Origin of the sequence: Geopseudomonas aromaticivorans (assembly GCF_019097855.1) — a bacterium.
In the GTDB taxonomy this organism is placed as follows: Bacteria; Pseudomonadota; Gammaproteobacteria; order Pseudomonadales; family Pseudomonadaceae; genus Geopseudomonas; species Geopseudomonas aromaticivorans.
Genome location: NZ_JAHRGL010000057.1, coordinates 38859 through 65172, shown reverse-complemented (window position 1 = coordinate 65172; position 26314 = coordinate 38859). Strand labels below are relative to the sequence as shown.

Sequence of the window (26314 nt, the reverse complement as noted above, 5' to 3'; positions counted from 1 at the left end):
GTTAGCGCTCGCCCAGCCGCCGGGCGAAGGAGGTCGCATACGCCTGGGAGCGAAAGCGCAGCACCGGATCGTCGCTCGGTGCGATACCGTCGCTCATCACTAGCGGGTCGAAGTTGATCGGTTCGCAGGCCGCGCCCTTCTGCGGCATCGCCGCGCTGAGGGTCAGGGTGCCGACGGTCACCTGCTGGCGATTCTCCGGCCAGGCCAGGGTCGGGTTGTCCTCCGGATCGCCGGGCTCGCCGATGCTCAGCACCATGTCCCAGCGCACCGGCCCCTGCCGAGTCCGTTCGATCAGGCGTTGTTCGAGGAAGTCCGCCGGCAGGCTGGCGAGCTCCTCGGCGGACAGGCGTCGCTCGCCGTCCTGCGGCACGAAGCGCCAGCGCACCAGCGTGGTCCGGTTGTTGTTGTCGATGAACTTGAACGTGTGGATGCCGAAATAGCTGCTGTTGGCGTAGCTGGGCGGCGGGTTGTTCTCTTCGAGGAATTTGGCGTGCGCCAGATGGTCCGGGTGGCTCGCTTTGAACGCCTTGAGCCTCTCGGGATCGGGCTTGCCGGTGGCGGGGTCGGGCTTCATCGCCAGCATCTGGTCGACAAAGGTCTGGGGCTGCGCGGCACCGAATACCGGCGTGTTGAGCATGGTCATGTGCTGCAGCTGGCCGTCGCCGAGCTTGAACTCCAGGGCCATGCCGCGCGGGGATTTCGCCGTGTCGGGGGCCTTCGGGTTGCCGCCGGCCAGCGAGAAGCGCGCGACCACCGGCACGGGCGCCCCGGAAAACAGCGCCGAGCGCGAATAGGCGGCAGCCGCGGGCCGGCCGACGAACTCGCCGGTCGCGCAGGTGCCCTTGGTGTGATTGCGCCGCTCGCCCGGGGTGACACCGAACACGCCCTCGATGGCGGCCACGGCCTGCTCGGCGGTCACCTCTGGCGCGGCCATGCCCAGCGACGCGACCAGCGGCAGCGCGCTGGCCAGCAGCAATGACGGCAAACGATTGTTCTGCATATCCGCTCCTTATGTGGCACCGGGCCGGGACACAGCCATGCTGGCGTCGAGTGCGGTACGCGCCATGATCCCGTCTGCCTTTCATAGCAGCAGCGGATCGCGGATCTGGCAAGGCGAGCGGTCCTGGTTCAGTCCGCGATGCGGTAGGCACTGCACTGCCAGTAGCCGCTGACCGGCCTCTTAGGGCCGCGCCAGCCAAGGGCCAGCAGCTCGCGGGCAATCAGCAGGATCATCAGGCCGTGGCCGACGAGAAACACCGAGTCGTGCTCGCGGGCCAGCTGGATCAGCCGCTGCGCTGCCTCGTGGGCGCGCAGCTCGGTGGCCAGGCGCGGTCTGGCGAAGGCGGTGAGGCCGTAGAACCAGGCCAGGCGGAACAGCGTTTCCCAGGCCAGTGGCGGCAGCTTGGGGTACAGCCAGTGCGGGTAGGGCAGCTCGGCCTCGCAGAACACCGCCTCGCGGAGAAACTCCCGGCCCTTTGCCAGCCGCTGCGCCGACTGTACGCAGCGCGGCAGGGTGCTGCTCGCCAGCACCCCGGCGGCGGCCGCCTGCGCGAGGGTCGTGGCCGGAACCTCGCCTGCGACTATCCCCGCCTGGTCGTAATGGTGCAGCCAGTCCGGCATCGCCATCGGCACGACCCAGGAGTCGAGCTGCAGGTCCGGCTTGCCGTGGCGGGCGAGGGTGATTTGCATGGGGCGTTCCGCGCGAGGTTGCCTTAGCCACTATAGGCGCGGCACGCGAATCGGGTGGGCGACATCAGCCCGCGCGTGGGGCGAACATGATGATGGCCATGCCGCTCAGCGCCACCGTGGCGCCCAGCAGATCCCAGCCGGTCGGCCGGATGCCGTCGACACCCCACAGCCAGAGAATGGCGACGAAGATGTACACGCCGCCATAGGCGGCATACACGCGCCCCGACGCAGCGGGATGCAGCGACAGCAGCCAGGCGAACAGCGCCAGGCTCGCCGCGGCCGGCACCAGCAGCCAGGCGCTCTTGTCCTGCTTGAGCCAGAGGTAGGGCAGGTAGCAGCCGAGAATCTCGGCGACGGCGGTGACCAGGTACAGCGCCAGGGTCTTGAGTTCGAACATGCGCTCGCTCGACAGTAGAGGGGCGCCCAGCCTAAATGGCGGAGGCGCGGCCGACCAGCCGTGGGCCAGGCCATTGGGCGTCGCCCGGTCGATCCCCGCAGTTTCAGCCACCCAACTCCGCCGAAATCCGCTCTGCCGTCAGCAGCAGCGCCTCGCGAAAGCGCGCCTGCGATTCCTCGCTGTCCATGACTGCTTCCGGGCCGGACAGGTTGATCGCGGCGACCACTTCGCCGAGGTGGTTGCGGATGCCGGTGGCGATGGCGGTGGAGTAGTCGGAGCGGTGCAGAACCCAGCCGCGCTGGCGGTCTTCGCCGATCAACTGCTGCAGTTCGGGCAGGGTCTTGGGCGCCGGCGGCGGGTAGTCGTCGAGGCGCACGTGCTGGTACAGGGCGTCGAGTACCGGCGGGGTCAGGCCGGTCAGCAGGATGCGGCCCATGGCGGTGCAGTGGCAGGGGATGCGCGTGCCGATGGGGATGTTGACCGACAGGCGCTGGGCGGCGAAGGCGCGGTACAGGTACAGGCTGTCGGTGTGTTCGCGGATGGTCAGGTGGCAGGACAGCGAGGTGCGGTCGCGCAGGGCGTTGAGGTGCGGCAGGGCGATATCGACCAGGTCGCGGCTGGCCAGGTAGCTGAAGCCGGCGGAGACCACCTGCGGGCCGAGCTCCCAGGTGTTCTTGGCGATCTTGCGCAGGTAGCCCATCTCGTCGAGGGTGTGCAGGATGCGGTAGATCGCCGAGACGCTGACGCCGAGGCACTCGGCGATCTCGCTGCTGGCGAGGGTGCGCTGGTGAGCATTGAACATCTGCAGGATGGAGAGGCCGCGCTGCAGGGCGGGGACCATGTAGTCGGTGTCGCGGCCACTGTCGAGGTCTTCGGCGATGGTCATGGAAGGCTCCGGGGAAGGTGGATCGTAGGGTGGGTTAGCCGCGTAGCGGCGTAACCCACCATCGATGCTGAAGGCATCGCCATGGCCGGCCTGGCAGCCGCTCGGTGGGTTACGGCCTGCGGCCTAACCCACCCTACGGTTGGCGCGCCGGCTCACAGCAACGCATCGATCCCCGCCGGCTGGCCGCCGAACTCGGCCATGGCGTCCAGCAGCGCGTCCCAGAAGTAGCTCACCGAGGCGCGGTCGCAGAGGATGTGCAGGCACGGCAGCTCGCCTTCCGGCAGGTTGACCACGATGACGTTGATCCGCGCCGCCGAGGTCTGCGCCACCGAACCGACCGGGAAGGCCTCGGCGCGCAGGTCGACACCGCACAGCTTGGCCATCACCTCGGCGATGCACTCGCCGGTCAGCAGCAGCCAGGCGTGGCTGTCCTGGCGCGGCAGCAGGTAGTTGGCCGTCTCGGCGAAGTGCCAGCTCTGCTCCTCCTGGGATATGCGCGCGCCGGCGTCGCGCAGGCTGCCGAGCAGCAGGTACTCGGTCTGCGACAGGCGCGCCACGTGGCTGCCGTCGGCCTGGGTCAGCGCCCGGTTGGGCGCCTCCGGCAACTGGTAGCCGCGAGCGGTCAGATACTCGGCGGCCGCGGCGCCGCGAAAGCCGACGCGCGCCAGGTTGGTCAGGTCGAGCAGCGCGCAGCGTTGCAGTTGCGGGCTTTCGTCGTGCTCGCCGTAGTGGGCGACGATCACGCTGTCGCCCAAGCGGCCGAGGGTGGCGCCGGCCTGCTGGCGGTACAGCGGGCTGCGTTCGATGAATTGCTGGGCTTGCAGTGCGGCCATGATCACAGCTCCTGACGTTGGGTTTCGGGATCGAAGAACGGCAGCTTGACCACCGTGGCCTGCACCACCTCGCCGCCTTCGACGCGGATCGGGATCTGGCTGCCCGGCGCGCTCTGCTCGGCCGCGCAGTAGGCCAGGCCGATGATCTGGCCGAGGGTCTGCGAGTATTCGCAGGAGGTCACGTTGCCGCTGATATCCGGCCCGTTGAGCACCAGATGGCCTTCCAGCGGCTTGGCCGAGGTGGCCGGCAGGACGAAGCCGACCAGCTTGCGCTTGAGCGGCTGCGCCTCGAGGATTTCCACCGAGCGCTTGCCGACGAAGAACGGCTTGCTGCGCGCGATCGCCCAGCCCATGTCGATCTCCGCCGGATGGGTCATGCCGTCGGTGTCCTGGCTGATGATCACGTGGCCCTTTTCCAGGCGCAGCAGGCGCTGGGTCTCGACGCCGAACGGGCGGATCTCGTCCTTCTCGCCGGCCTGCATCAGCGCATCCCACAGGTATTCGCCGTAGCGCGCCGGCACGTGGATCTCGTAGCCCAGCTCGCCGACGAAGCCGACCCGCAGCAGGCGTGCCGGGATACCGGCGACCGTGCCCTGGCGCACGGCCAGGTAGGGGAAGGCTTCGGCGCTGAGATCGACATCGGTGCACAGCTTGCGCAGCACGTTGCGCGCCCGCGGCCCGGCCAGGTTGACCGCGGCCATCGCCGCGGTGACGTTGGTGATGTCGACGTCGAGGCGCCACTGCGCATTCCACTTGAGCATCTGCTGGTAGATGCGGTCGACGCCGCTGGTGGTGGCGCTGACGTAGAAGTGCTGGTCGGCGAAGCGCGCGCACACGCCGTCGTCGATCACCACGCCGTGCTCGTTGGTCATCAGCGCGTAGCGCGAGCGACCGACCGGCTGCTTGGCGAAGGCGAAGGTGTAGATGCGGTTGAGCAGCTCGGCGGCATCCGGACCGCGCACGTCGAGGCCGCCGAGGGTGGAGACGTCGATGATGCCGACCTTCTCGCGCACGTGGCGGGCCTCGGCCTGCATGCACGCCTCGCGCTCCTCCGGCTTGCCGTAGTAGGCCGGGCGCTGCCAGACGCCGGCCGGCATCATCTTGGCGCCCAGCTCGACATGGCGCTGGTGCATGGCGGTGTGCCGGTACGGATCGAAACCGCGGCCGGCGACGTGGGCCAGCTTCTCGGCGACGAAGGGCGGACGGGCGGTGGTCACCCCGGTCTCGCTGACGCTGCGGTTGGTCGAGGCGGCCACCAGGCGCGCGGTCGGCAGCGCCGAGTGACGGCCCTGCGAGGGCCCCATGCCGACGGTGGAGAAGCGCTTGACCAGCTGCACGTCGCGGTAGCCGTGGCGGGTGGCGTTGACGATGTCGCGCACCTGCAGGTCCTCGTCGAAGTCGACGAAGTCCTTGCCGTCCGGGTGCGGGAAGATCGGCCAGTCGAAGTTGACCCGCGGCTCGGCGACAAAGCTGGCCTGCGCCGCTGGAGCCTGCAGGCCGAGGGCGGCGCAGGCGGCATTGGCGACCTGGCTGGCTTCGCGCAGCACGTTGTCGAGGGCGTGGCGGCCGTTGACCGAGCCGGCCACGCTGAGGTTCTGCGGCAGGCCGCTGAGGGTGAAGGCGGCCTGGGCGTCGTCGTAGGCGAGCTTGCCGCCGGCCTGGCAGAGCAGCTGATAGACCGGCATGTAGCCGGCGGACATGCACAGCAGGTCGCAGTCGAGCTGCATGCCCTTGCCGGCCACCTGGCCCTTGCCGACGATGCGCCGCACGTCGACACCGCTGATGTGGCGCATGCCCTTGCCGTGCAGCGCTTCGTACACGGTGCTGCCGCTGTGCAGCGGGATACCGGCCTTCTTCAGCGCCGCGGCGAGGTCGGCATCGGCCGGCTGGGGACGCATGTCGACCACCGCGGCCACGTCCACGCCCGCCTCCCGCAGGTCGAGGGCGGCGAGATAACCGTCGTCGTTGCCGGTCAGCACCACGGCGCGCTGGCCGGGCTTGACCGCGTACAGCTTGATCAGGCGCTGCGCGGCGCTGGCCAGCATCACGCCCGGCAGGTCGTTGTTGCGGAACACCACCGGCTGGTCGAAGGCGCCGGCAGCGACGATGCACTGCTTGGCGCGCACCTTGTACAGGCGGTTGCCCTGGATCACCGGCAGGTAGTTGTCGGTGAACCAGGCGTTGCAGGTGGCCTCGGTGAGGATCTGGATGTTCGGGTGGCCTTGCACCGCGCCGACCAGTTCGCGGCGCAGCGCGTCGGCGCGCTGGCCCTCGATGTCGAAACGCGCCCAGGCCAGGGCGCCGCCCAGGTAGCTCTGCTGTTCGACCAGCAGCACCTTGGCGCCGGCATTGGCGGCCTGCAGCGCGGCGGTGAGGCCGGCAGGTCCCGCGCCGACCACGGCGAGGTCGACGAACAGGAAGGCCTTGTCGTGGTACTCGGGCTGGAACTCGAGATCCAGCACGCCGAGGCCGGCCTTCTTGCGGATGATCGGCTCCCACACCTTCCAGATGCCCTTGGGCTTGTAGAAGGAGCGGTAGTAGAAACCGACCGGCATGAACTTGGAGAACTTGCCGAGCAGGGCGTCGCGGTCGTTGTCCAGCGAGCCGGCGAAGTTCTGCCCGGTGACGCGCAGGCCCTCGGCCAGCGGCTGCAGGTCGGCCAGCACGTTGGGCTCGCTGGGCAGCTGCACCAGGGTGTTGGCGTCCTGGCCGGCCATGGTCAGCGGGCCGCGCGGGCGGTGGTACTTGAACGAGCGCGACAGCAGCCAGCGGCCGTTGGCGGCCAGGGCGCTGGCGATGCTGTCGCCCTTGAAGCCCTGGTAGGCGGTGCCGTCGAAGTCGAAGCGAAGCGGCTGATCGCGGTCGATCAGCAGGCCCATGGGTGCGGGCAGGCGGCTGTAAGCGGTCATGCGACGACCTCCTGAGGCTTGGCGGGCGCGGCGAAGTCGACGCGCTGGGTGAAGATTTCCTTGGGATCGAAGGTGCGCACGATCTCGTCGGTGACGGTGTGGCGTTCGGCGAGGAACCAGTAGCTGCTGGCGTTGTGCATCCACCATTCGGTGACCACGCCGGCGCGGTTGTCGCTGTTGAATACGTAGTCGGCCCATTCGGCGTCGCTGCAGGTGGCCGGGTCGGGCATCTGCTTGAATTCGCCGCCGTAGGTGAATTCGCTGATGTTGCGCGGACCGTTCAGGGGGCAGGGCATGATCTTCATCGCGGGTTCCTCAGTGGCTGGCGGCGGTGGCGCCCATTTCGTTGACCTGCTGGAAGGTCGAGAAACGCTCCAGAGCGAAGGGTGCGATCAGCTCCGGCGTCCTGCCGCCGCTGGCCACCAGTTCCGCCATGGTCTTGCCGCAGATCGGCGTCGACTTGAAGCCCCAGGTGCCCCAGCCGGCGTCGAGGTAGTAGTTGTCGATCGGCGAGCGGCCCATGATCGGGCTGTAGTCCGGGGTCATGTCGGTGGTCCCCGCCCACTGGCGCATCAGCTTGGCGTTGGCCAGGAAGGGGAACATCTCGATGGCGTGGGCCAGCAGGCTCTCCTTGAGGTCGAGGGTCGAGCGGGTGTTGTACAGCGGGTAGGGGTCGGAGCCGCCGCCGAACACCACCTCGCCGCGGCCGGTCTGCTGCACGTAGCAGTGCAGCGCCGAGGAGCTGACCAGCGGGTCGAGGAACGGCTTGAACGGCTGGGTGACCATCGCCTGCAGCGGGTAGCTGTGGATAGGCGCGCGGATGCCCAGTTTGTTGAGCAGCAGCGAGCTGTGCCCGGCGATGGCCTGCACCGCGCAGCCGCACTTCACGGTGCCGCGGTTGGTCTTCACGGCCGTGATCTTGCCGTGCTCGACCACGAAGTCCTGCACCTCGGTGAGCTGGTGGATCTCCACGCCGCGCTTGGCCGCCTGCTTGGCGTAGCCCCAGGCCACCGCGTCGTGGCGCGCGGTGGCGCCGTCGATGTGCCACAGGCCGGCGAGCACCGGCAGGTGGCCGGGGTCGAGGTTGAGGGTCGGCACCAGCTCGCGGATCTGCTGGCGGTCGATCATCTCGGTACGGCCGCCGAAGTGCTTGTTCACCTCGGCGCGCTGGCGGAAGGCGCGCACCGTGGCGTCGGTGTGCGCCAGGGTCAGCTGGCCGCGCTCGGAGTACATGATGTTGAAGTCGAACTCGTTGGACAGGCCCTGGAACATCCGCACCGACTCGGCGTAGAACTTCACGCCCTCGCTGGTCAGGTAGTTGGAGCGGATCACCGCGGTATTGCGCGCGGTGTTGCCGCCGCCCAGATACGCCTTCTCCAGCACCGCCACGTTGGTGATGCCGTGGTACTTGGCCAGGTAGTAGGCGGTGGCCAGGCCGTGGCCGCCACCGCCGATGATCACCACGTCGTAGGACGACTTCAGTTCCTTCGGTGCCGGCAGATCGACATCCACCGGGTAGTCCGAAGACAGGCCGTATTTCAGCAGGCTGAACGGCATGTGGCCTCCTCACTGGCCGCGGGGGCCGAGTTGATGTGTTGCTGGCACGCGGCGGTCACGGTGTTCTGCATCAGCAGGGCGATGGTCATCGGGCCGACGCCGCCGGGCACCGGGGTGATCGCCGCGGTCAGCGGCTGCACGCTGGCGAAGTCGACGTCGCCGACCAGGCGGTTCTTGCCGTCTTCCTCGATGCGGTTGATGCCGACGTCGATCACCACCGCGCCGGGCTTGATCCACTCGGCGTTGATCATCCGCGGTCGACCGACCGCGGCGACCACGATGTCGGCCTTGCGGCACAGCGCCTGCGGGTTCTTGCTGCGCGAGTGCAGCACCGTCACCGTGCAGTCGGCGGCGAGCAGCAGGGCGGCCATCGGCTTGCCGACGATGTTGGAGCGGCCGATCACCACCGCGTGCTTGCCGGACAGATCGCCCAGGGTGTCGCGCAGCAGGCGCATGCAGCCGGCCGGTGTGCACGGGGTGAGCACCGGACGGCCCTGGCTGAGGCCGCCGACGTTCTCGCTGTGGAAGCCGTCGACGTCCTTGGCCGGGTCGATGGCCTGCAGCACCGAGGTCTCGTCGATGTGCTTGGGCAGCGGCAGCTGCACCAGGATGCCGTGCACGCCGGCATCGGCATTCAGCTCGGCTACCAGCGCCAGCACCTCGGCGGCGCTGGCCTCGGCCGGCAGGCGGTACTCGAGGGAGCGGATGCCCACCTCGCCGGCGCGCAGCACCTTGTTGCGCACGTAGACGTGGCTGGCCGGGTCGTCGCCGACCAGCACCACCGCCAGCGCCGGCTCGACGCCTTGCGCCTTCAGCGCGGCGACATCGGCGGTCACTTCGGCGAGGACCTGGGCGGAGACGGCCTTGCCGTCGATCAGTTGGCCGGGCGTGCTCATCGGAAGATCACCGTCTTGTCATGGTTGAGGAACACGCGGTGCTGCAGGTGGTACTTGACCGCCTTGGACAGGGCCACGGTTTCGGTATCGCGGCCGACCGCGACCAGCGCGTCCGGTGCGTAGTTGTGGTCCACGCGCTGCACTTCCTGCTCGATGATCGGGCCCTCGTCGAGGTCGGCGGTGACGTAGTGGGCGGTGGCGCCGATCAGCTTCACGCCGCGTTCGAAGGCCTGGTGGTAGGGCTTGGCGCCCTTGAAGCCGGGCAGGAACGAGTGGTGGATGTTGATGGCACGGCCCGAAAGTTGCTTGCACAGATCGTCCGAGAGGATCTGCATGTAGCGCGCCAGCACCACCAGGTCGGTCTTGGTCTCGTCGACGATCTTCATCAGTTCGGCTTCCTGCTGGGCCTTGGTGTCCTTGGTCACCGGCAGGTAGATGAAGCGGATGCCCTCGCGCTCGGCCATCGGCCGCAGGTCGAGGTGGTTGGAGACGATGGCGCTGATCTGCATCTCCATCTCGCCTTTCTGGTGGCGGTACAGCAGGTCGGCCAGGCAGTGGTCGAACTTGCTGACCATCAGCAGCACGCGCATCGGCTTGCTGGCGTCGTGCAGCTCCCAGGTCATGTCGAACTTGCCGGCGACATCGACGAAGCCCTGCTCGATCACCGCGATATCGCCGGCGAAGCCGGCATTGAAACGGAACACCGCGCGCATGAAGAAGGTGCCGCTGATCTCGTCGTCGAACTGCGCCATCTCGCTGATGTAGCAACCGTTGTCGGCGAGGAAGGAGGTCACGCTGGCGACGATGCCGGAAGTGGCGGGGCAGCTGATCTTGATGACGTACTGGTTCTGAGCGTGTTGCATGTCGAGTCCTCTGGAGGTGGAGGCAGCGGTTGCAAGGCGAAAAATTCGTCGGTGAAAGCCGATTTCATTCCTGAATATTTTTGACTGCTGGGAATAAAATTTTCGTGCTGGTGTTTTTATAAGCGAAGGAAAGCGGTGTGTCCATGCCTGTTGTGAAATTTTTTATCCTGTGGGGAAATTTTATGAGAGTGCGATGCTGGCGGCTTAGGTGGTCGGAGGCGTGCGCCTAGGCTGGATGGCGGGCGACGGAACCGCGGACGAAGGTGCGGGGCGCGGCGCGAGGGGCGGCTCGCCGGCACGGTGCAGTCGGCGACAGTTGGTGGAGAGGAGGGGCGAAGGCGCCGGCCCCGCCCGGGGCGAGGCGAGGGAGCGCGTTTAGGAGGGAGATGGCAGGGCGCGCGGCCAAGAAGCGATCATGATTAGTCAACTTCTTCGGGGCTGCATACTCAAGCTCGGAAAAGCTTGATTGCATGGCGGTGGCTCGTTGGACGAGCGTGCAATTATCGTAAGTGCGGCTCGGCGGTGGAGCGCTCAGGATCTCTCGAATAAATTAACGGCTCCCTAGAACTTTTCAGTGCACTGTTGATATGGGAGGGATTTGAGGTCTGTAGGTGTGTATTTTTTGAATTCGTATTTTTCTGGGGTAACGAGTACGAAAATTCCGATGGGCTGAGTCGGATTGGTTGTTGAGTAATTTATGAATGTCTTCTTGTAGGGGATTGTATAGCACTCGTTGCTTTTTCTCAGGTAAGTGTCTGGGGTTGAGTTTTCAAGATCAGATAGAGATTTGTAGTTTTCGTGAATCTCAATCAATGCTATATTTCCTTTTGTTATGTCGAGCGACTTTCCATGCATGGTTAGCGAGGTGATGTCAATTGTAGATGCTTCATTCTTCCATTGATCGGTAAATGAGTATCCAAGCTCTGCATAGTTTTGGTCTAATTCCTTGTTTATGTCGCACATGGACTTTCTGATAGATACTCCTGTCTGATTGCTTCTGGTCTCGGCAATAGCACAGTCGATGAGGGTTTTTCCATTTTTTTCTTTTAGCGTATATATGATGTCCGCGTCGCCTGAGGTAAACAGTGCGGGGGTTCCGTTAGTTTTGATCAGGTCTCGATAGGTTCCGTCTTTGGATTTTGTTATGTCTTCGTAAATGATTTGGTTGTTTAAGATTATGCCGCCATTTTTGCCCTTTGTGATTTCTGCGGCATCGGTCGGCAGAACTAGCGCTATTTGTGCGGAGGTTACGATGAATAAAAGGCGTTTGGTTTTTTGGTGTGTGAGAAGGCGATGGTGATTTTTTATAAATATCATTGGTGTGGTGAGTGAGGTTGCAAGAAGTAAATATTTCATGCTTCTGATTTTTGAATTTATTGGAGGATTAAGATTCATTTGTCGGTATTTGAGATTTCTTTTTCTCCGAGATTGATGGTTTGTATTCCGTCAAAGGCGTCGTCCGCTATGTAAATTTTTCCAGGTTCTTCGCATGATTTGTTGAAGACTTCCTTTCCGTTTTCCGTGACCACCAGTCGATAGCTTGAAAGTCCCCGCTTTTCGAATGAATAGATGTAGGTCTCTTTACTAAATCTTAAGGCTTGGGTTATTCCGTCAATACTGTCTGATTTATAGATTTTAAATATTTTTTTGGGGGAAGTGATGCTTTTAGGAAATTGCAGTTCAAGCTTTTCTCCTGGGATCCCGTACCGGTATTGAATATATCCTGAGTCAGGTGATTCGTTGCCCTTCGCACATATGGATGCGACTTTTATTTTGTTTTTCTCATTGGCGTTGAAGGAGCAGCTTATGTATATGGCTTCTCCTTCCGTACACATGGTGTCGTGGATGTCAATGTAGGGGTCTCCCCCGAATGAAATTGTTGGAAGTAGTAGAGTGCAGCCTACAACTGTTAATATTGTTGATTTCATTCCATTATTCCTTTTCGCCAAATTGTCTGGAAATGATTTTTTCTTTCTTGTCGGCTGTCGGTGTTCATGTTGACAATATCTGTTATTAGGTCAACTGCTTCTGGGGTGCTACCTGTGTCTGCTCTTTGGTGTAGATTATTGGTTATCCAGAAGTTCGCGGCAGATCGAACGGCATATTTTATGGTTTTAAGGAGGTCAGGGTTTTCAATGAAGTTGTTTTCATCGCCTGGCCATTGGCTTAGGTTCTCACGATGCCATGAGTCAAATGAAGTGTAATTAGCGCGTCCGGTCAGTTGCTTCAGTCCACGCCCTCTATATTTCCAGCCGTCCCCGCTTGCATAATTACCGTTCCCAAGTTCGCGTCGGCCGCCATAAGCACCATTCGCGATGGCTTCGAAATCTGTTTGGTTCATTGGCTGGCCATTTCCTTTTATTGCTCCGTGAAGTATGACGAATCCGTGCTCTTCTGCTTTGTCTGGATTGTCTCGAAAATATTTGAACTTTGCGGTTAGTCCGCTTACTCGATATGTTAGATCTTCTTCTGTTCGAAGTCTTTGGCCAGTCTCTTGAAGGATTTGTGCAAAAAAATGAGCTCTTCGTAGGGGGGTGTCGAGTTTGTAAAAATATATATGGTTGTTTATTTCGTTCGCGATTTCTTTGAGCTCTGGGAGGCGCGCCGTAGGCAAATCTTGATATAGCTGTTTCATGATATCTAGCGTGAACCTAAAGCCCGTGTTGTTAAAGCATTCGATCAGTGCGGTTGGATGTAGGTGGTAAATGTTTTTGGTGGTTAAAATGCTTCTCAGATCGCTCCACCAAAGGAGTTCATTGATACGCTGTTTTTCTGTGTTCCAGTCTTTTTCGCCCTCCTTGGTCATGTGGCAATCCAGTGCTTTCCACTTGCTCAGTTCAGGATCTGCATGCCACTCGCTTTCATATTGCACAATCAATCGGCTTATGGATTGTGCATGCCAAGGCTTTTTTAATGCTTCCTTGATCTCATTAGTTGTAAGCTTGTAATCGTTGTTCTTGTCGATGATTTTATAAAGTCGCTCATTAATTGGTCCCCCGTCCGCGTTGTTGATCTGCGCCAGATAGTTGGTCATCTCCCCCTCATCCAAAACACCATCAGCGCTGAGCTTGCAAACATACTGCTCGCTCGGAGTGCTGGTTTCCTTGATAAAGTCGAAGCCTTCCCAGTCCCAAGCATGCAGGCGAGGAGTCATGATTTCGCCTTCTTTCACCCAGCCGCTGATGGGGTTGCCGTCCTTGCCGGGCAAGTTGTCCAGCTTCCACCATTGTTCCGTCGTGGTGGCGCCGTTGACGGTGGTGGTCAGGGTGATTTTCTTGTCCGCTGGCAGTGCATTGAGTACCGCCAGGGGCAGGATCATGTCGTAGGCGGTGGGGTGGCCGGGATCGGAAGGATGTGGTGGGTTCGCCTGGCTGGCACTTTCTTTGGTGATGACCTTGGTCTCGGACGGAATCTTCAGCAGGGTCTTCTGTTCCGGCTTGAGTTGCTGGGCTCGTGCGCGACTTTGGGCGACCAAGGTCTCTACGTCATCACAGGAGAAGACTTCGAGGTGCAGAAGGTCGTGAGCTTCACTCTGCGAGGCGGCTTGGTACTTGCCAAGATGGCCGATCAGCGCGCCGGCTTGGATCGGCACAGGCGTTGGCAGAACTTGAACGGTTCTGAGCGGTGGTGTCTCCGGCGATGCGGCCTTCAGTGAGTCGAAGTGAATGTAGCCGGCAATGTTCGGGGCGCAGTTGGCGCTCAGCGGCGCACTCAAGGTGGAAGCGGTTATCGATTTGATCTTGCGGTACTTTCCGGTTCCGTCTTCGAGCTGGACTTTGGCGCCAACGGGAAGAACGGCCATTGCCGCGGAGTCTCGCTTGGCTTCCTTGCGCACCGTCAGACCCTTGCCCGGGAGAAGTGAGGCGTTAACATCGTTAGCCTCCTCCCCAATAAGAAATACATCGCCATCTGTGGTTGGGCTCATTTCGCCGGGAAAGACCCAGTGCTCGATTTCGGGGGCCAGCGCAGGAGATGCCTTCCCTTCCAGAATGCTAACGAGCTTCCGCCATCTTTCGTCGACTGATGAGATCTCACCGACTCTGACCTTACAGCCCTTAGGGATGATTGCGACTTTGTTCGCATGCTCCGGGGTACCTGGAGCGCCACCCCTAACGAACAGTCCAGAGAAGTCATTCGTGGAGCCTTCTTCGCTGACGGCGTACTGAGTTGGGCACATGAAAGTGGGCGGGATCGGCGCCCCTGCTTTTTCGTAGTTCTCCCAGTCCATCAAGTGCATGTACAGACTGTAGAACGTCAGCTCTGGCTCAGCGGCAGGCGGCGTTCCGGCGGGTGGAGTAGTCGCTGCGGGGGCCGGCGGCAGTTCCATACGGTGTTTCACCAGCACGAACCCGGTCGAGTAGGTCACCTCTCTGGAAGTGCAGCTTCCGGTGTAAGTGAGCTTCTTGTAGAACTCGTCGATGCGATAGGCGATCACCACGCCATCGGCGATGCAGCGCACGGAGGACTGGTCGAGGATTGAGGCGGTGTTCTGGTCGAAGTGCACGCCGCCGTGCCAGAGGCCGTTGCTAGCGACCGGGTAGTAGCCACTTTCGGCTTTCGCCAAGGCCTCATAGTAGATCTGCGGGTCGGTGACTTCGCTGCTGGCGGCAGCGCCGCTGCCCTTGGCCTTGAAAGGGTAGGACCAGCGTTCGACTTTCTTCTGTTTTTCTTCCATGGTGATGTTCCGTTTCCAGTTCCGTTGAGCCGGCGGGTAGGCGTCCAGCCTGGCTATCCGATCAGAAGGAGAAGTTCAGCATTCGGCGTTTGGTGGTGGTCAGCTCCAGCGGCGCATTGATCAACGCCTGCTCCGTTACTTCCCCCGCCTTGTCCCCATCCGCCGCCCCCGGCAGCACCGGAGCCTTGATGCCAATCCCCGACCCCGCCCCCGGCGAGCCCCCCGCATTGACCCGCACCTGCGGCCCAACCACGGTGACGCCGCCCGCATCCAGTTTGATGAAGCTCCCACCCACCTTGAGGGTGAGTTCGGCGCCGGCTTCGATGATGATCTTCTGTCCGGCCTTGAGGTGGATTTCGCGGCCGGCTTCGATCAGCTGGGCGGTGCCGAGCTTGATGTGCTGGCTCTGGCCGACGGTGAGGTGGTCGTCGGGCTTGACCTCGACCTTGCGGTCGCCGTGCACGGTCAGGTGTTCCTCGGCCTTGAGCTCCGTGTAGCTGTTGGCCTCCACCGTGTCGTGGCGCTGGTGGCCGACGCGGATTTTCTGGTCGTGCTCGATGTTCTGGTCCCAGTCGCGCTGGGCGTGCAGGTAGATCTGCTCCGCGCCCTTGCGGTCTTCGATGCGCAGCTCGTTGTAGCCGCCACCGCCGGGCGAGCTGAGTGTCTTGAATACCGTGCGGGTCTTGTTGGCCGGCAGGTCGTAGGGGACCACGTGTTCCTTGTGGTACAGGCAGCCGCTGACCAGCGGCTGGTCGGGGTCGCCTTCGAGGAAGCTGACCAGCACCTCCATGCCGACGCGCGGAATGGCGATGCCGCCGTAGCGGTCGCCGGCCCAGTTGGAGGACACCCGCAGCCAGCAGCTGGTGGTGTCGTCGGCCTGGCCCTCGCGGTCCCAGTGGAACTGCACCTTGACCCGACCGTACTCATCGCAGTGGATCTCCTCGCCGGCCGGGCCGGTGACCACGGCGGTCTGGCTGCCCAGTACCCTCGGTTTGGGATGTTTCAGGGGCGGACGGTGGGGGATGTCCCAGGGCGTGGCGGTGAAGCGGTTGCGGTAGCCCTGCTGGAAGCCGTCGCTGGGTTGAGCAGTGCTGGTGACCGACTCTTCCAGCACCTGCGGCTGCCGGCCCTGGTGATGAATTTCCCGCAGCAGCCAGAGGTCGTTCCACTCCCGGCGCGGATGTTCGCTGATGGCGAGGAAGTGCCCGCTGCGCAGCGCCGGCTGGTCACTGTCGCCCTCGGCCAGCCGGTAGTCGCTGCGGTGGCTCTCCAGGGCGCGGCGGGCCAGATGCTTGCCGCGCGTGCGGTCGGTGAAGCGGCCGGGGTAGTCGTAGTCCTCCAGGTCCGGGGCGAACTCACTGGCGGCGGCGCTTTCCAGCTGCAGGCGCGGCTGTTCGAAGTCGTAGTCGCGGCGGGCCACCCGGTTGCTGCGGGTTTCCAGGCGCACGCCGAAGCGCTTGATCACCGGCTCGTCGGCGACCATGCCGCTGTCCTGCACATAGGCGCTGGGCCGCCCGAGCTTGGGGAAGGCCGTCTGGTCGTCGCCGAACACCAGCAGGTGGCCGTCCGAGCTGTGGCGGAAGTGGTAGTGAAGGCCTTCCTCCTCGCACAGACGCTGGATGAAGTGCAGGTCGGACTCGTCGTACTGCACGCAGTAGTCACGCGCGGGGTAGCTGGCACCGAGCTGGAACAGATGGCCGTCGCCGGCGAGGATGCCGTGCTCCTCCAGCACCCGAGCGAGAATCTGCGGCGCCGTCAGGTGCTGGAAGATGCGCTGGTTGACTCGGTGGGCCAGGTAGGCGAGGCGCGGTACCAGGCTCAGTCGATAGCGGGTCAGGCGCTGGCCCGACTCGCCCTGGGCGATGCTATAGACCAGCCCATGTACCCCGCCGCCATCCGGTGCGAACCTCAGAAAAGCCGGGCGGTTGAGCAGGGTTTCCAGGTCGAGATCGGGGCGCGCGCTGACCAGTTCGAGGTCGAAGCGGTAGGGCGCGTCGAGGGCCTCGCGGCCGTCGAAGGCGAGCACCTGCAGATCGGTGGCGACGCCGGCTACGGCCAGCGTGATATGCGCCTGATTGGCATCCAGCATGCCTTGGCCTCCTTCCTTGGGGTGGGCGAAGGCGGCAGGGTGCAGGAGTGGGTGGCGGCGTTCAATGCAGCAATTCCCATATTCAGAATGTGGTCAAGGACACCCTGTAAAACTGTGCCATCAGTTGCAATATCCAGGCGGAACCGGTCAGCCGCGACCAACCCTGTCGCCTCCTCTGATCGGTGCCTACCTCGGAAAAGATCCCAAGACGCCCCGTTTGCCAACCGCTCAGCGCTACAGCCGCTCGAAGCAGAACGGACGCGGATCCACCAGCGGCGGCGTCTCCATGATCAGATCCGCCAGCAGCTGCCCCGCCCCCGGCGCGATGCCGAAGCCGTGGCCGGAGTAGCCGGTGGAGAGGAACAGTCCCGGCAGTTGCGCCACTGGCCCGATCACCGGAATCGCATCGGGCGTCACGTCCATCGCCCCGGCCCAGCTCTGCGCGATGCGCAGGTCCTTGAAGAACGGGTAGACCGCGCCCAGCGCCGCACGCGCTTCGGCAAGGATCGCCGGCGAGGGCGCGGGATCGAGAACCCGGCAGCGCTCGAACGGGCTGACTTCGTCCAGCGCCCAGCGGCTGGGCAGGCGCCACTCGTCGATGAATTCGCGGCCAAGGCGCACGCGCACCTCGCGGTATTGCTTGCTTAGCGCCGGCAGGAAGTCGCCGAGGTAGCGGAAGCTGTCCGGGGTGATCGGCGCGAGGTTGGCGGTGCGCTGGGCGATGGTGTAGCCGCCGTCGGCGCGCTTGCGGAAGGCGAAGCGGCTGGCGCCCAGCGCCTGCTCCGGGCCGCCCGGCATCGGCGGGGTGCGCAGCACCGAGGCGATCACCTTGAGCTGCGGCAGGCGGATGCCGAGACTCCTGCACAGCAATGAGGACCAGGCACCGCCCGCGAGCACCACCGTGGAGCAGCGCAGTTCGCCGCGCTCGGTAATCACCGAGGCCACGCGGCCGCCTTCGGTGCCCACCCCGCGCACCGCGCAGCGGGTGAAGATCTGTGCGCCCAGCCGGCGCGCGGCGCGGGCAATCGCCGCGCTGGCCAGCTGCGGCTCGGCGCGGCCGTCGTGCGGGGCGAACAGCGCGCCGCTCCAGCCGGCGTGGGCGCCCTCGGGCAGATGACGGCGCAGTTCGGCGCCTTCCAGCAAGCGCGCTTCGGCGCCATAGGCGCTGGCGCCGCGCAGCCAGGCGGCCTGCTCGGCCAGCTGGCGCGGGTTCTCGCAGGCGTAGCAGATGCCGGTGCGCACGAAGCCGGTGTCCTCGCCCAGCGTCGTCTGCCAGTCGTCCCACAGGCGCAGGCTGGCCAGCGCCAGCGGAATCTCCGCCAGGTCGCGGCCCATGCTGCGCACCCAGCCCCAGTTGCGTGACGACTGCTCTGCGGCGATCTCGCCCTTCTCCAGCAGGGTCACCGCGATGCCGCGGGCGGCTAGCGCGTAGGCGGTGCACACGCCGACGATGCCGCCGCCGATGATCGCCACATCGGTGCGGGCGGGAAGCTGGGCGTCGCTGGCGACGGTGGGGATCTGCGGATACATGGCGCACCTCGGATGGGACGGGAATGACCCCGATCCTGCCGCACGGCCCGCGGCGCGCAACTTGCATCGATTTCCAGCGAGCGACTTTCCCAGCATGTGGGAATCACCCCGCGGAGATCCGCCGCCATGCCTACCGCCAGCCCCGCCCAGGTGCCGGGCACCCAGACCCTCGATCGCACCTTCGCCCTGCTGCGCGCCATCGCCGCGGCGGGGGAGGCGGGCGCCAGTCTGGACGAGCTTTGCGCCCAGCTGGGCGGCACCACGAGCACCACCTACCGCCTGCTGCAGGCCCTGCGCCAGCAGGGCTTCGTGCGCCCCGGCGTGGAGCGCGGCCGCCATGTGCTGGGCTACGAGCTGTTCGCCCTCGGCGCCCAGGCCGGCAACCCCGGCGGCCTGCGCGACCTCGCCCGTCCGGCGCTGCTGCGCCTGGCCGAGTGCTTCGGCGACAGCTTCTTCCTGCTGGTGCCGGACGGCCACGCCGTGCTGTGCCTGGAACGCCAGGGCGGCAAGCAGCCGGTGCGCAGCTACAGCGAGGCGGTGGGCGGGCGCATCCCCATGGGCGTCGGCCAGGGCTCGCAGGTACTGCTGGCACATCTGGGGCGCCGCGATTGCCGCGACATCCTGCGCCACAACGCCGCGACGCTGCGCCTCGACTACGGCCTGGACGCCGAGCTGATCGCCGCCAGCCTGCCCAGCGTGCGCCGCCTCGGCTACGCCTGCGGCCTGCCCGACCGCCGCCTGCCCGGCTACACCGGCCTGGCCGTGCCCATCGTCGACGGCGCCGGCCAGGTGCTCGGCGCGCTCAGCTGTGCGCTGTCGCGGCCACGGATGACCGCCGCCCGCCGCCAGGCGCTGGCGGAGGCGATGATGGGCGAAGTGGTGCAGATCGTCGGGTCGCCGTCTGGCGGAGTTGTTGCCGGCGGTTGAGGATGCGCAGAGCAAGTCGTCCCCGCGCAGGCGGGAATCCAGAGGCCCCTAGCACCTGGGCTCCCGCCTGCGCGGGAGCGACGGTAGCGTTGCCTCGCGGTTTCAGCCGCATGCTTGCGGCTGCTGCAACTCCCCCGCCACCTGCTGGATCTGCTGGCGCAGCCAGCGGCGCAGGCGGTCGGCGTCGGTGCGTTCGTGCCAGATCTGCATCAGCTCGACGCGTGGCAGCTCGATGGGCAGCGGATGAACCACCAGGTCGGGGTCGCGTTCGGCGGCTTCCATGGCGATCGAGCGCAGGCAGGTGAGCAGCAGGTCGGTGCCGCGGATCAGCCGGGTGGGGACGACGAAGCTGGACAACCCGGCGGCCACCCGGCGCTGCAGCCCGCGCGCCTCCAGGGCGCGGTCGACCAGCCCGTGCAGGTCGCCGGTCAGGGTGGTCAGCAGGTGTTCGCAGGCGACGAAGGCGGCGAGGTCGAGGCCGCCGGCCAGCAGGCGATTGCCACGCGAGGCGAGTACCACGAAGTCCTCGCCGAACAGGCGCTGCTGGCGGAAGGTGTCCGGCAGGTTGGCGTAGAAACCGGCGATGGCCAGGTCGCAGGTGCCCTTTTCCAGCTCCTCGCGCGGCAGCTGGCCGCGGGTGTTGTGGGTGATCAGCACCAGCTCCGGCGCCTGCGCGCGAATCCGCGGCAGCAGGCGGGGCAGCAGGGTCTGCTCGATGAAGTCGGTGGTGTACAGGTGGATGCGCTCGGCGCGGGCGAGGAGGTCGCGGCCGTCGCAGTGGTCATAGAAGGCGTCCAGCTCGCCGACCAGCCGCTGCACCGTCGGCGCCAGCTCGTGGGCCCGCGGCGTCGGCGTCAGCCCGCGCGGCGCGCGGACGAACAGCGGGTCGCCGAACTCGTGGCGCAACTTGTTCAGCTTGTGGCTCAGCGCTGGCTGGCTGAGCGCCATCCGCGCCGCAGCCAGCGAGGCGTTGCGCTCCTGATAGAGCACGTGGAAGACCAGCAGCAGGTTGAGGTCCTTGTTGCAGATATTCATAAACCGAATACCTCAGATCAAAGCTTTCGAATTATCGAATCATAGCCGTCCGCCTATGATGCTCGCCATCCAACCCGCCATTGGCCCCGCCACGGGCCGGCGCACCCGTTCATCCCGATTCCTGAGACGACTCCGCATGTCCGCACTGTTTTCCTCGTTCCAGCTGAAAGACGTCACCCTGCGCAACCGCATCGCCGTGCCGCCGATGTGCCAGTACAGCGCCACCGACGGCCTGATCAACGACTGGCACTTGCACAACTACGCCAGCATCGCCCGCGGCGGCGCCGGCCTGGTGATCGTCGAGGCCACCGCGGTTTCCCCGGAGGGCCGCATCTCCCCCGGCTGCACCGGGCTGTGGAACGACGCCCAGGCCGCCGCCTTCGCCCCGGTCGCCCGCGCCATCAAGGCCGCTGGCGCCGTGCCGGGTATCCAGATCGCCCACGCCGGGCGCAAGGCCAGCGCCAACCGCCCGTGGGAGGGCGACGACCACATCGCCGCAGGCGATCCGCGCGGCTGGCAGACCATCGCCCCGTCGGCCATCCCCTTCGGCGCCCACCTGCCCAAGGTGCCCGAGGCGATGACCCTCGACGACATCGCCCGCGTGCAGGCCGATTTCGTCGCCGCCGCGCGCCGCGCCCTGGCGGCCGGCTTCGAGTGGCTGGAGCTGCACTTCGCCCACGGCTACCTGGCGCAGAGCTTCTTCTCCACGCACTCCAACCAGCGCGACGACCAGTACGGCGGCAGCCAGGCCAACCGCAGCCGCTTCCTGCTGGAAACCCTCGCCGCGGTGCGCGAGGTGTGGCCGGAGCATCTGCCGCTGACCGCCCGCTTCGGCGTCATCGAGTACGACGGCCGCGACGAGCAGACCCTCGAGGAGTCCATCGAGCTGGCCAAGGGCTTCCGCCGCGGCGGGCTGGATCTGCTCAGCGTCAGCGTCGGCTTCACCATCCCCGACACCAACATCCCGTGGGGCCCGGCCTTCCTCGCCCCGGTCGCCGAGCGCGTGCGCCGCGAGGCGGAGATTGCGGTGGCCTCGTCCTGGGGCATCGACAGCCCGGCCAACGCCGAGCGCGTGGTCGCCGACGGGCAGATGGATCTGGTGATGGTCGGCCGCGCCCACCTGGCCAATCCGCACTGGCCGCTGCAGACCGCGCAGCAGCTCGGCATCGAGCGCCCGACCTGGGTGCTGCCGGCGCCCTACGCGCACTGGCTGGAGCGCTACCGGGTCGGCGAATGAGAGAGGAGAGCACGATGACCATCCACGTGATCGCCCGCGTGCAGGCCAGGGCCGAGCACCGTGCCGAGGTGGAAGCCGAACTGCGCCGCATGGTTGACGCGACGCGCGCCGAGCCGGGCTGCCTGCGCTACGACCTGTTCGCCGACCAGGACGGCGGCGCCGGCTTCTCGCTGGTCGAGGCCTACCGCGATGCGGCCGCCCTCGACGCGCACCGGGGCAGCGCCCACTACCAGGCCTATCGCGAGCGCGCTGCCGGGTGGCTGGCGGCGCCGACCGCGGTGCAGGTGCTGCAGGCGCTCGACGTCCGCGACTAGGCTCGTCGCGGTGGCGGGGCGCGCCGGTTCAGAACACCAGTGCGTTGTGGATCGGATGCTCCTCCGCGTACTTCTCCCGCAGCCAGTCGAACAGGGTGCGGGAGAAGGCCTTGCTGCTCGCCCGCAGCTCCATGTACAGGTCGGAGTCCTCGCGGTGTTCCTCGCGCAGGGCGGCCAGCTCGCGGCGGTTGGCCGGCTCGGAAATCTGCCGCAGGAAGAACTCGTAGATCGCGAAGATCTCCCGCGTCTTCGCCCGCAGGCGGTCCGAGGCTGGCTCGGCGCTGGCGACGGCCTGAATCCGCTCCAGCGCGGGCAGCTCCAGCAGGGCGAGCAGGCGCTCGATGCGCGCGTCCTGGGCCGTCTCGCCGGCGGTTTCGGCGATGGCGACGATGCCGGCGAAGTACAGCAGCTTGCGCGAGAACTTCAGCTTGATGCTGCGCAGCCCCCAGTCCCTGCGGTCGACGCTGGCCTTGTGCTGCACATCGGTGGCGATGGTCCGGTAGCAGCGGATCACGTCGTTGAGCAAGAAGCGCGAGATCGCCTTGTCCCGGCTGCCCTTGCCGATGTACGCCTCCAGCAGCCGCCGGCGCAGGCGCGCGAAGTGCTCGTCGCCGTACAGGCTGCGGCCCTCCAGCAGCAACAGCATGCGCCGGGTCAGCGAGCGGTTGCTGTCCTGGCTGCCGCCGATGTGCTCGACCAGCGGCGCGAAGTCCTGGGTCGCCTCGCTGCCGAACAGCCCGGAGTCGCCGGGTTCGCGGGCGATGTGGCGTCCGATGACCTGGCGGGTCTGCGCCTTCTCCGCGAGCACGTCCGTGGCCGCGCAGCCATCGAGCAGGATGAACCAGTCCAGGTCGGAGTCCGCGCAGGCCTCGTCGCGTCCGTAGGAGCCGGTGGCCACCACGCACAGCCGTTCGCGGCACGGGCTGGCGTCCAGATGCGCGTGCAGGTCCGCGCGGATGCGCTGCACGACTGCCGCGCTGTGCTGCCTGGCCCTGGCGATGTGCGGATAGTCGTGCAGGAAGTCGCGGTACGCCGGGTTGCGCGCCCGCTGCGGACGTTCGTGCGGCTCCAGCTTGGCCAGCAGGGCGCTGGCCTGGGTCTGCTGGTGGCCGCGGATCAGCCGGTAGCGCTGGCTGAAGTCCTGTTCGCCATCGACGAAGTAGCCGCGAAATTCGATCTCGAAGTCCTCGTCGCTGAGCCACGCAGGCAACTGGTGGCGCTGCAACTGCGCGAAGCCCTCGAACAGGCGCGGGTACTTGTGCTGCCAGAGGGTTTCGCCAGCATAGAAGTCCTCTTCGGCGATGGCCTGCCCGCCCTGGGCGCCGGCGAAGAACTGCCGGCTGGCCTGGTCGGCGAGAATCCCCAGCGGCTGGCGGATGAACTGCGTGTAGACCAGGTTCTTGCGCTCCCAGAACTCGTCGAGGGTGGCCAGCGCCTGGGCGTCGTGCTGGCTGTCCAGCAGCGCGGCGCGGGCGGTGCTCAGCCTGCACAGCGGCGGCAGGCCGGGCGCCAGGCAGTCGAGGGAGCGGGCGATGCCGTCGAAGGTGTCGATGTTCATGCGGCTGACGAACAGGTCGCCGCCGGTGGTGCCGCCGATATTCTGCTCGAGCAGGTTGAGCAGGAAGGGCACGTCGGCCACGCTCTGCAGCAGGGCGTTGAGTTCCCGGCCGATGCGCACCTCGCCGCGGATGATCCGCGCGCCGGCCTCGTGATGGTCGTAGCCAGTGCGCGCGCGCAGGGCCGCTTCGGCGCTGTGCGACAGCGGCGGGTGGCCAATGTCGTGGAGCAGGGCGGCGATCACCAGCTGCTGGCGCAGGGCCGGCGGGTAGTCCCGGCCACAGGCCACGTAGTTGGCCAGGGCGGCGACGTGCAGGGAATGGGCGGCGCGGCTGCGCTGCGCCTTGGGCAGGAACAGCCGGTGCGTGTAGTCCAGCGCGCCGAGAAAGGACACGTCGTGCAGGCGGCGGAAGGCCTGGGTGTGCATGATCGCCAGGACCACCGGGTCGCTGGCGGTTTCCGCGAGCCAGGCGTCGAGGCTGGCTTCCCGTGCGGTTGCGCCATCACTCCGGGGCCGGCCGGCCATGGGGTTCATGGGGTGGGCCGGCGCTTGTCTATCGGTGTCTTCACACCACATACACCAGTACCGTCACGTAGTGCAGCGTGCTGCCGCCAATCACGAACAGGTGCCAGATGCCGTGCCAGTGACGGAAGCGGTCGTCGAAGACGAAGAAGACGATGCCGACCGTGTAGGCAAGCCCACCGGCGACCAGCCAGCCCAGCCCGCCCTCGCCGAGGGCGTCGGCCAGCGGCCCCAGCGCCAGCACGGCGCTCCAGCCCATCAGCGCATAGATCACCAGCGACAGCACCCGCGCCTCGGAGCGCGGCTTGAGTTCCTGCAGCATGCCGACCAGCGCCATCCCCCACACCAGCCCGAGCAGCGACCAGCCCCAGGGCCCCTGCAGGGTCACCACGCAGAACGGCGTGTAGCTGCCGGCGATCAGCAGGTAGATCGACAGGTGGTCGAGCTTGCGCAGCACCACCTTCGCCGGGCCGCGCACGCTGTGATAGGCGGTGGAGACCACGTAGAGCAGCACCAGGCTGCCGCCGTAGACCGCGACGCTGCCGATCTTCAGCGGCTCGCCCTCCCACGCGGCCGGCACCAGCAGGCAGACCGCGCCGATACCGGCCAGCACCGCGCCGACCAGATGGGTCCAGGCGTTGAAGCGTTCACCGTGGTACATGATTGCCTGCCTCACGCGTCGATACGGGCATGAGCATCCTGCAGGGGCGGCGGTCGCGATCACTGCGGCCCGTAATGACAGTTCAGCACATCCGGGCCATCGGGAGGTGATCTTGCCCAGGTAAATCTAGAGTTCATCTGTCAGCGCCGGAGATTCTGCCGCCATGATGACGCCCCGCTCAGCCACTCATGCGCTCATGCGCCGACTCGCCTCGGCGCCTGGCGCATTGATGCTGGCCGTCGCGTTGACCCTGCCCTTGCCCCATGGCCGCGTGGCGGACAGTGAAACGTGCGCTGTCGACGGCGGGGCGGCGAAGGAATCGGCCGACATGGCCAGTCCCGAGCGCGCCACCGAGCGTTTGGCGGCCGAGGATGCTGCGCGGCTCACCGCGGCGGGCTTGATCGTCCCGGTCGACGGCGTCCCGCGGGAGAACCTGCGCGACTCCTTCAACGAGTGCCGCGGCCTGCACCGACACGAGGCGATCGATATTGCGGCGCCCCTCGGCACGCCGGTCATCGCCGCTGGTGATGGACAGGTGGTCAAGCTATTCAACAGCGTGCCCGGAGGGCTGACGATCTACCAGTTCGATCCCGATGAGCAGTTCGCCTACTACTACGCGCACCTCAATGCCTATGCCCCCGGCTTGAGCGAGGGCGCCAAGCTCAAGCGCGGGGATCTGCTGGGCTATGTCGGCACCACCGGCAATGCGGCGGCCGCTGCGCCCCACCTGCATTTCGCGATCTTCCGTTTGGGGCCCGAGAGGCAGTGGTGGCAAGGCGCGGCGGTCAATCCGTACCCGTTCCTCAATGACGCGAACCGCTGACTCGCGGCGCGAAGCGGGTCAGCGTGACCGCTCGGCGGATTGTCTTAGGCAGGCTCGGCGTGGACCGCTGCGCGTCACTTCTGCCCTTCCTCTTCCCAGTGAAAGCGGTGCAGCACCCGGTGCACCACAGGCGCCAGCATGATGCTCATCACCGCGATGAACACCAGGCCGGCATACAGCGCATAAATACCCGCGAAGATCTTCCCCGCCTGGCTCAGGTCGACGGTTTTGACCGGCCCCATTCCGCCGAGCAGCATCGCCGAGTTCACGAAGGCATCGGTCCAGGACATCTGCTCGTAGTGCTGGTAACCGAGCATGCCGAAAAACAGCGAGATCGTGATCACCACCAGGGCCACGCCAGCGTGCGTCAGCATGCGCAGAGCGAACCGGGCTGTGGGGATGGGGGGAGTGTGGTGGGGCTCGTAAATGGGGCTCATCCGGGTTCCCTGCCTTGTCGGTTCCGAAGGGTTCGCTGACAGGCCAGGCGCTAACTCACCTGCGCCAACCTTCCCTCAGCGTAGAAAAATTTGGCGCCGCTCGGGCGGAGCCTGTTCAGGCCTGCGCTCGCAGTTTTGCGCGTTGCCCGAAACCGAATGGCATAAGTGGGCCAGCGCACCGATGCAGGGTTCGTTCACTGCCATTGTTCTGCTTCCGGCGCTACGCAATTACGCGAGGTCGCCGGTCTAGAGGACAAACCATCATGAGCCTACCCAGTGCAGACGAACTCAAGGGCAAGTGGAAACAGCAGGTCGGCGCCGCCAAGCTCGCCTGGGGCAAGTTGACCGAGGATGAGCTGCTGCAGGCCGAAGGTCGCCAGGACAAACTCGCCGGCCTGATTCAGGAGCGCTACGCCATCGCCCACGAGGAAGCGGAAAAGCAGGTCAAGGAATTCCTCGACAAGATCAAGTAGCGC

Annotated in this window: 24 protein-coding genes; 5 read left to right on the top strand and 19 right to left on the bottom strand. The window is 65.5% G+C overall.

Annotated elements, in window-relative coordinates; translation table 11 throughout:
• Position 1: 1 nt before the first annotated feature.
• From KRX52_RS16250 to KRX52_RS16180, 15 genes are all read right to left on the bottom strand, one after another.
• Positions 2 to 1000 carry a catalase family peroxidase gene (locus tag KRX52_RS16250; protein WP_217682775.1) on the bottom strand — a complete coding sequence of 333 codons (999 nt, stop codon included), beginning with the start codon at positions 998 to 1000 and terminating at the stop codon, positions 2 to 4.
• A gap of 128 nt (positions 1001 to 1128) precedes the next feature.
• Entirely contained in the window at positions 1129 to 1689 is a 561-nt protein-coding gene (locus KRX52_RS16245) for a histidine phosphatase family protein (RefSeq protein WP_217682774.1), read from the bottom strand.
• A gap of 64 nt (positions 1690 to 1753) precedes the next feature.
• Complete coding sequence (locus KRX52_RS16240) at positions 1754 to 2086, bottom strand: YnfA family protein (RefSeq protein WP_217682773.1); 333 nt, start codon at positions 2084 to 2086, stop codon at positions 1754 to 1756.
• A 103-nt stretch (positions 2087 to 2189) separates the two neighbouring features.
• The gene (locus tag KRX52_RS16235; protein ID WP_217682772.1) at positions 2190 to 2972 is read right to left on the bottom strand and encodes an IclR family transcriptional regulator; all 783 of its coding nucleotides are present in this window, start codon (positions 2970 to 2972) and stop codon (positions 2190 to 2192) included.
• Between the two features lie 152 nt (positions 2973 to 3124).
• Entirely contained in the window at positions 3125 to 3805 is a 681-nt protein-coding gene (locus tag KRX52_RS16230) for a sarcosine oxidase subunit gamma (protein ID WP_217682771.1), read from the bottom strand.
• A gap of 2 nt (positions 3806 to 3807) precedes the next feature.
• The gene (locus tag KRX52_RS16225) at positions 3808 to 6714 is read right to left on the bottom strand and encodes a 2Fe-2S iron-sulfur cluster-binding protein (protein ID WP_217682770.1); all 2907 of its coding nucleotides are present in this window, start codon (positions 6712 to 6714) and stop codon (positions 3808 to 3810) included.
• Positions 6711 to 7019, bottom strand: coding sequence for a sarcosine oxidase subunit delta (locus tag KRX52_RS16220; RefSeq protein WP_217682769.1), 309 nt, complete (start codon positions 7017 to 7019; stop codon positions 6711 to 6713). The genes KRX52_RS16225 and KRX52_RS16220 overlap by 4 nt, the downstream gene beginning before the upstream one ends.
• 10 nt (positions 7020 to 7029) lie before the next feature.
• Positions 7030 to 8271: an FAD-dependent oxidoreductase gene (locus KRX52_RS16215; protein ID WP_217682768.1), complete on the bottom strand. Its 1242-nt coding sequence runs from the start codon at positions 8269 to 8271 to the stop codon at positions 7030 to 7032.
• Entirely contained in the window at positions 8253 to 9167 is a 915-nt protein-coding gene (gene folD, locus KRX52_RS16210; RefSeq protein WP_217682767.1) for a bifunctional methylenetetrahydrofolate dehydrogenase/methenyltetrahydrofolate cyclohydrolase FolD, read from the bottom strand. Before folD ends, KRX52_RS16215 begins: the two co-directional genes overlap by 19 nt.
• A complete protein-coding gene (gene purU / locus KRX52_RS16205; protein ID WP_217682766.1) occupies positions 9164 to 10030 on the bottom strand; it encodes a formyltetrahydrofolate deformylase in 867 nt (288 codons plus the stop codon). The genes folD and purU overlap by 4 nt, the downstream gene beginning before the upstream one ends.
• Before the next feature lie 561 nt (positions 10031 to 10591).
• Complete coding sequence (locus tag KRX52_RS16200) at positions 10592 to 11386, bottom strand: hypothetical protein (RefSeq protein WP_217682765.1); 795 nt, start codon at positions 11384 to 11386, stop codon at positions 10592 to 10594.
• A 35-nt stretch (positions 11387 to 11421) separates the two neighbouring features.
• A complete protein-coding gene (locus KRX52_RS16195) occupies positions 11422 to 11958 on the bottom strand; it encodes a hypothetical protein (protein WP_217682764.1) in 537 nt (178 codons plus the stop codon).
• The gene (locus KRX52_RS16190; protein ID WP_217682763.1) at positions 11955 to 14705 is read right to left on the bottom strand and encodes a glycoside hydrolase family 19 protein; all 2751 of its coding nucleotides are present in this window, start codon (positions 14703 to 14705) and stop codon (positions 11955 to 11957) included. The genes KRX52_RS16195 and KRX52_RS16190 overlap by 4 nt, the downstream gene beginning before the upstream one ends.
• A gap of 61 nt (positions 14706 to 14766) precedes the next feature.
• Complete coding sequence (locus tag KRX52_RS16185; protein ID WP_217682762.1) at positions 14767 to 16794, bottom strand: type VI secretion system Vgr family protein; 2028 nt, start codon at positions 16792 to 16794, stop codon at positions 14767 to 14769.
• A 234-nt stretch (positions 16795 to 17028) separates the two neighbouring features.
• Positions 17029 to 18324, bottom strand: coding sequence for an NAD(P)/FAD-dependent oxidoreductase (locus tag KRX52_RS16180; protein ID WP_217682761.1), 1296 nt, complete (start codon positions 18322 to 18324; stop codon positions 17029 to 17031).
• A gap of 126 nt (positions 18325 to 18450) precedes the next feature.
• Between KRX52_RS16180 and KRX52_RS16175 the strand changes: the two genes are divergently transcribed.
• Positions 18451 to 19251, top strand: a complete 801-nt coding sequence (locus KRX52_RS16175) for an IclR family transcriptional regulator (protein ID WP_217682760.1) — start codon at positions 18451 to 18453, stop codon at positions 19249 to 19251.
• Positions 19252 to 19353: 102 nt separating this feature from the next.
• On the opposite strand, the gene KRX52_RS16170 is transcribed toward KRX52_RS16175, so the two are convergent.
• Positions 19354 to 20286, bottom strand: coding sequence for a LysR family transcriptional regulator (locus tag KRX52_RS16170; protein ID WP_217682759.1), 933 nt, complete (start codon positions 20284 to 20286; stop codon positions 19354 to 19356).
• A gap of 136 nt (positions 20287 to 20422) precedes the next feature.
• Between KRX52_RS16170 and KRX52_RS16165 the strand changes: the two genes are divergently transcribed.
• The gene (locus tag KRX52_RS16165) at positions 20423 to 21523 is read left to right on the top strand and encodes an NADH:flavin oxidoreductase/NADH oxidase (protein ID WP_217682758.1); all 1101 of its coding nucleotides are present in this window, start codon (positions 20423 to 20425) and stop codon (positions 21521 to 21523) included.
• A gap of 14 nt (positions 21524 to 21537) precedes the next feature.
• A complete protein-coding gene (locus KRX52_RS16160; protein ID WP_217682757.1) occupies positions 21538 to 21837 on the top strand; it encodes a putative quinol monooxygenase in 300 nt (99 codons plus the stop codon).
• 28 nt (positions 21838 to 21865) lie between these two features.
• Here the strand turns inward: KRX52_RS16160 and KRX52_RS16155 are convergent, their stop codons facing one another.
• Complete coding sequence (locus KRX52_RS16155) at positions 21866 to 23929, bottom strand: HD domain-containing protein (RefSeq protein WP_217682756.1); 2064 nt, start codon at positions 23927 to 23929, stop codon at positions 21866 to 21868.
• A gap of 31 nt (positions 23930 to 23960) precedes the next feature.
• Positions 23961 to 24578: a PAQR family membrane homeostasis protein TrhA gene (trhA, locus tag KRX52_RS16150; protein WP_217682755.1), complete on the bottom strand. Its 618-nt coding sequence runs from the start codon at positions 24576 to 24578 to the stop codon at positions 23961 to 23963.
• Positions 24579 to 24741: 163 nt separating this feature from the next.
• Here trhA and KRX52_RS16145 point away from each other — a divergent pair, with 163 nt between their 5' ends.
• On the top strand, positions 24742 to 25401 hold the full coding sequence (locus KRX52_RS16145) for a M23 family metallopeptidase (protein WP_217682754.1): 660 nt from the start codon (positions 24742 to 24744) through the stop codon (positions 25399 to 25401).
• A 74-nt stretch (positions 25402 to 25475) separates the two neighbouring features.
• On the opposite strand, the gene KRX52_RS16140 is transcribed toward KRX52_RS16145, so the two are convergent.
• A complete protein-coding gene (locus tag KRX52_RS16140; RefSeq protein ID WP_217682753.1) occupies positions 25476 to 25838 on the bottom strand; it encodes a hypothetical protein in 363 nt (120 codons plus the stop codon).
• 263 nt (positions 25839 to 26101) lie between these two features.
• On the opposite strand from KRX52_RS16140, the gene KRX52_RS16135 reads away from it, so the two are divergent.
• Positions 26102 to 26311 (top strand): CsbD family protein, encoded by a 210-nt coding sequence (locus tag KRX52_RS16135; RefSeq protein WP_217682752.1) that lies wholly within the window; start codon positions 26102 to 26104, stop codon positions 26309 to 26311.
• Positions 26312 to 26314 lie beyond the last annotated feature (3 nt).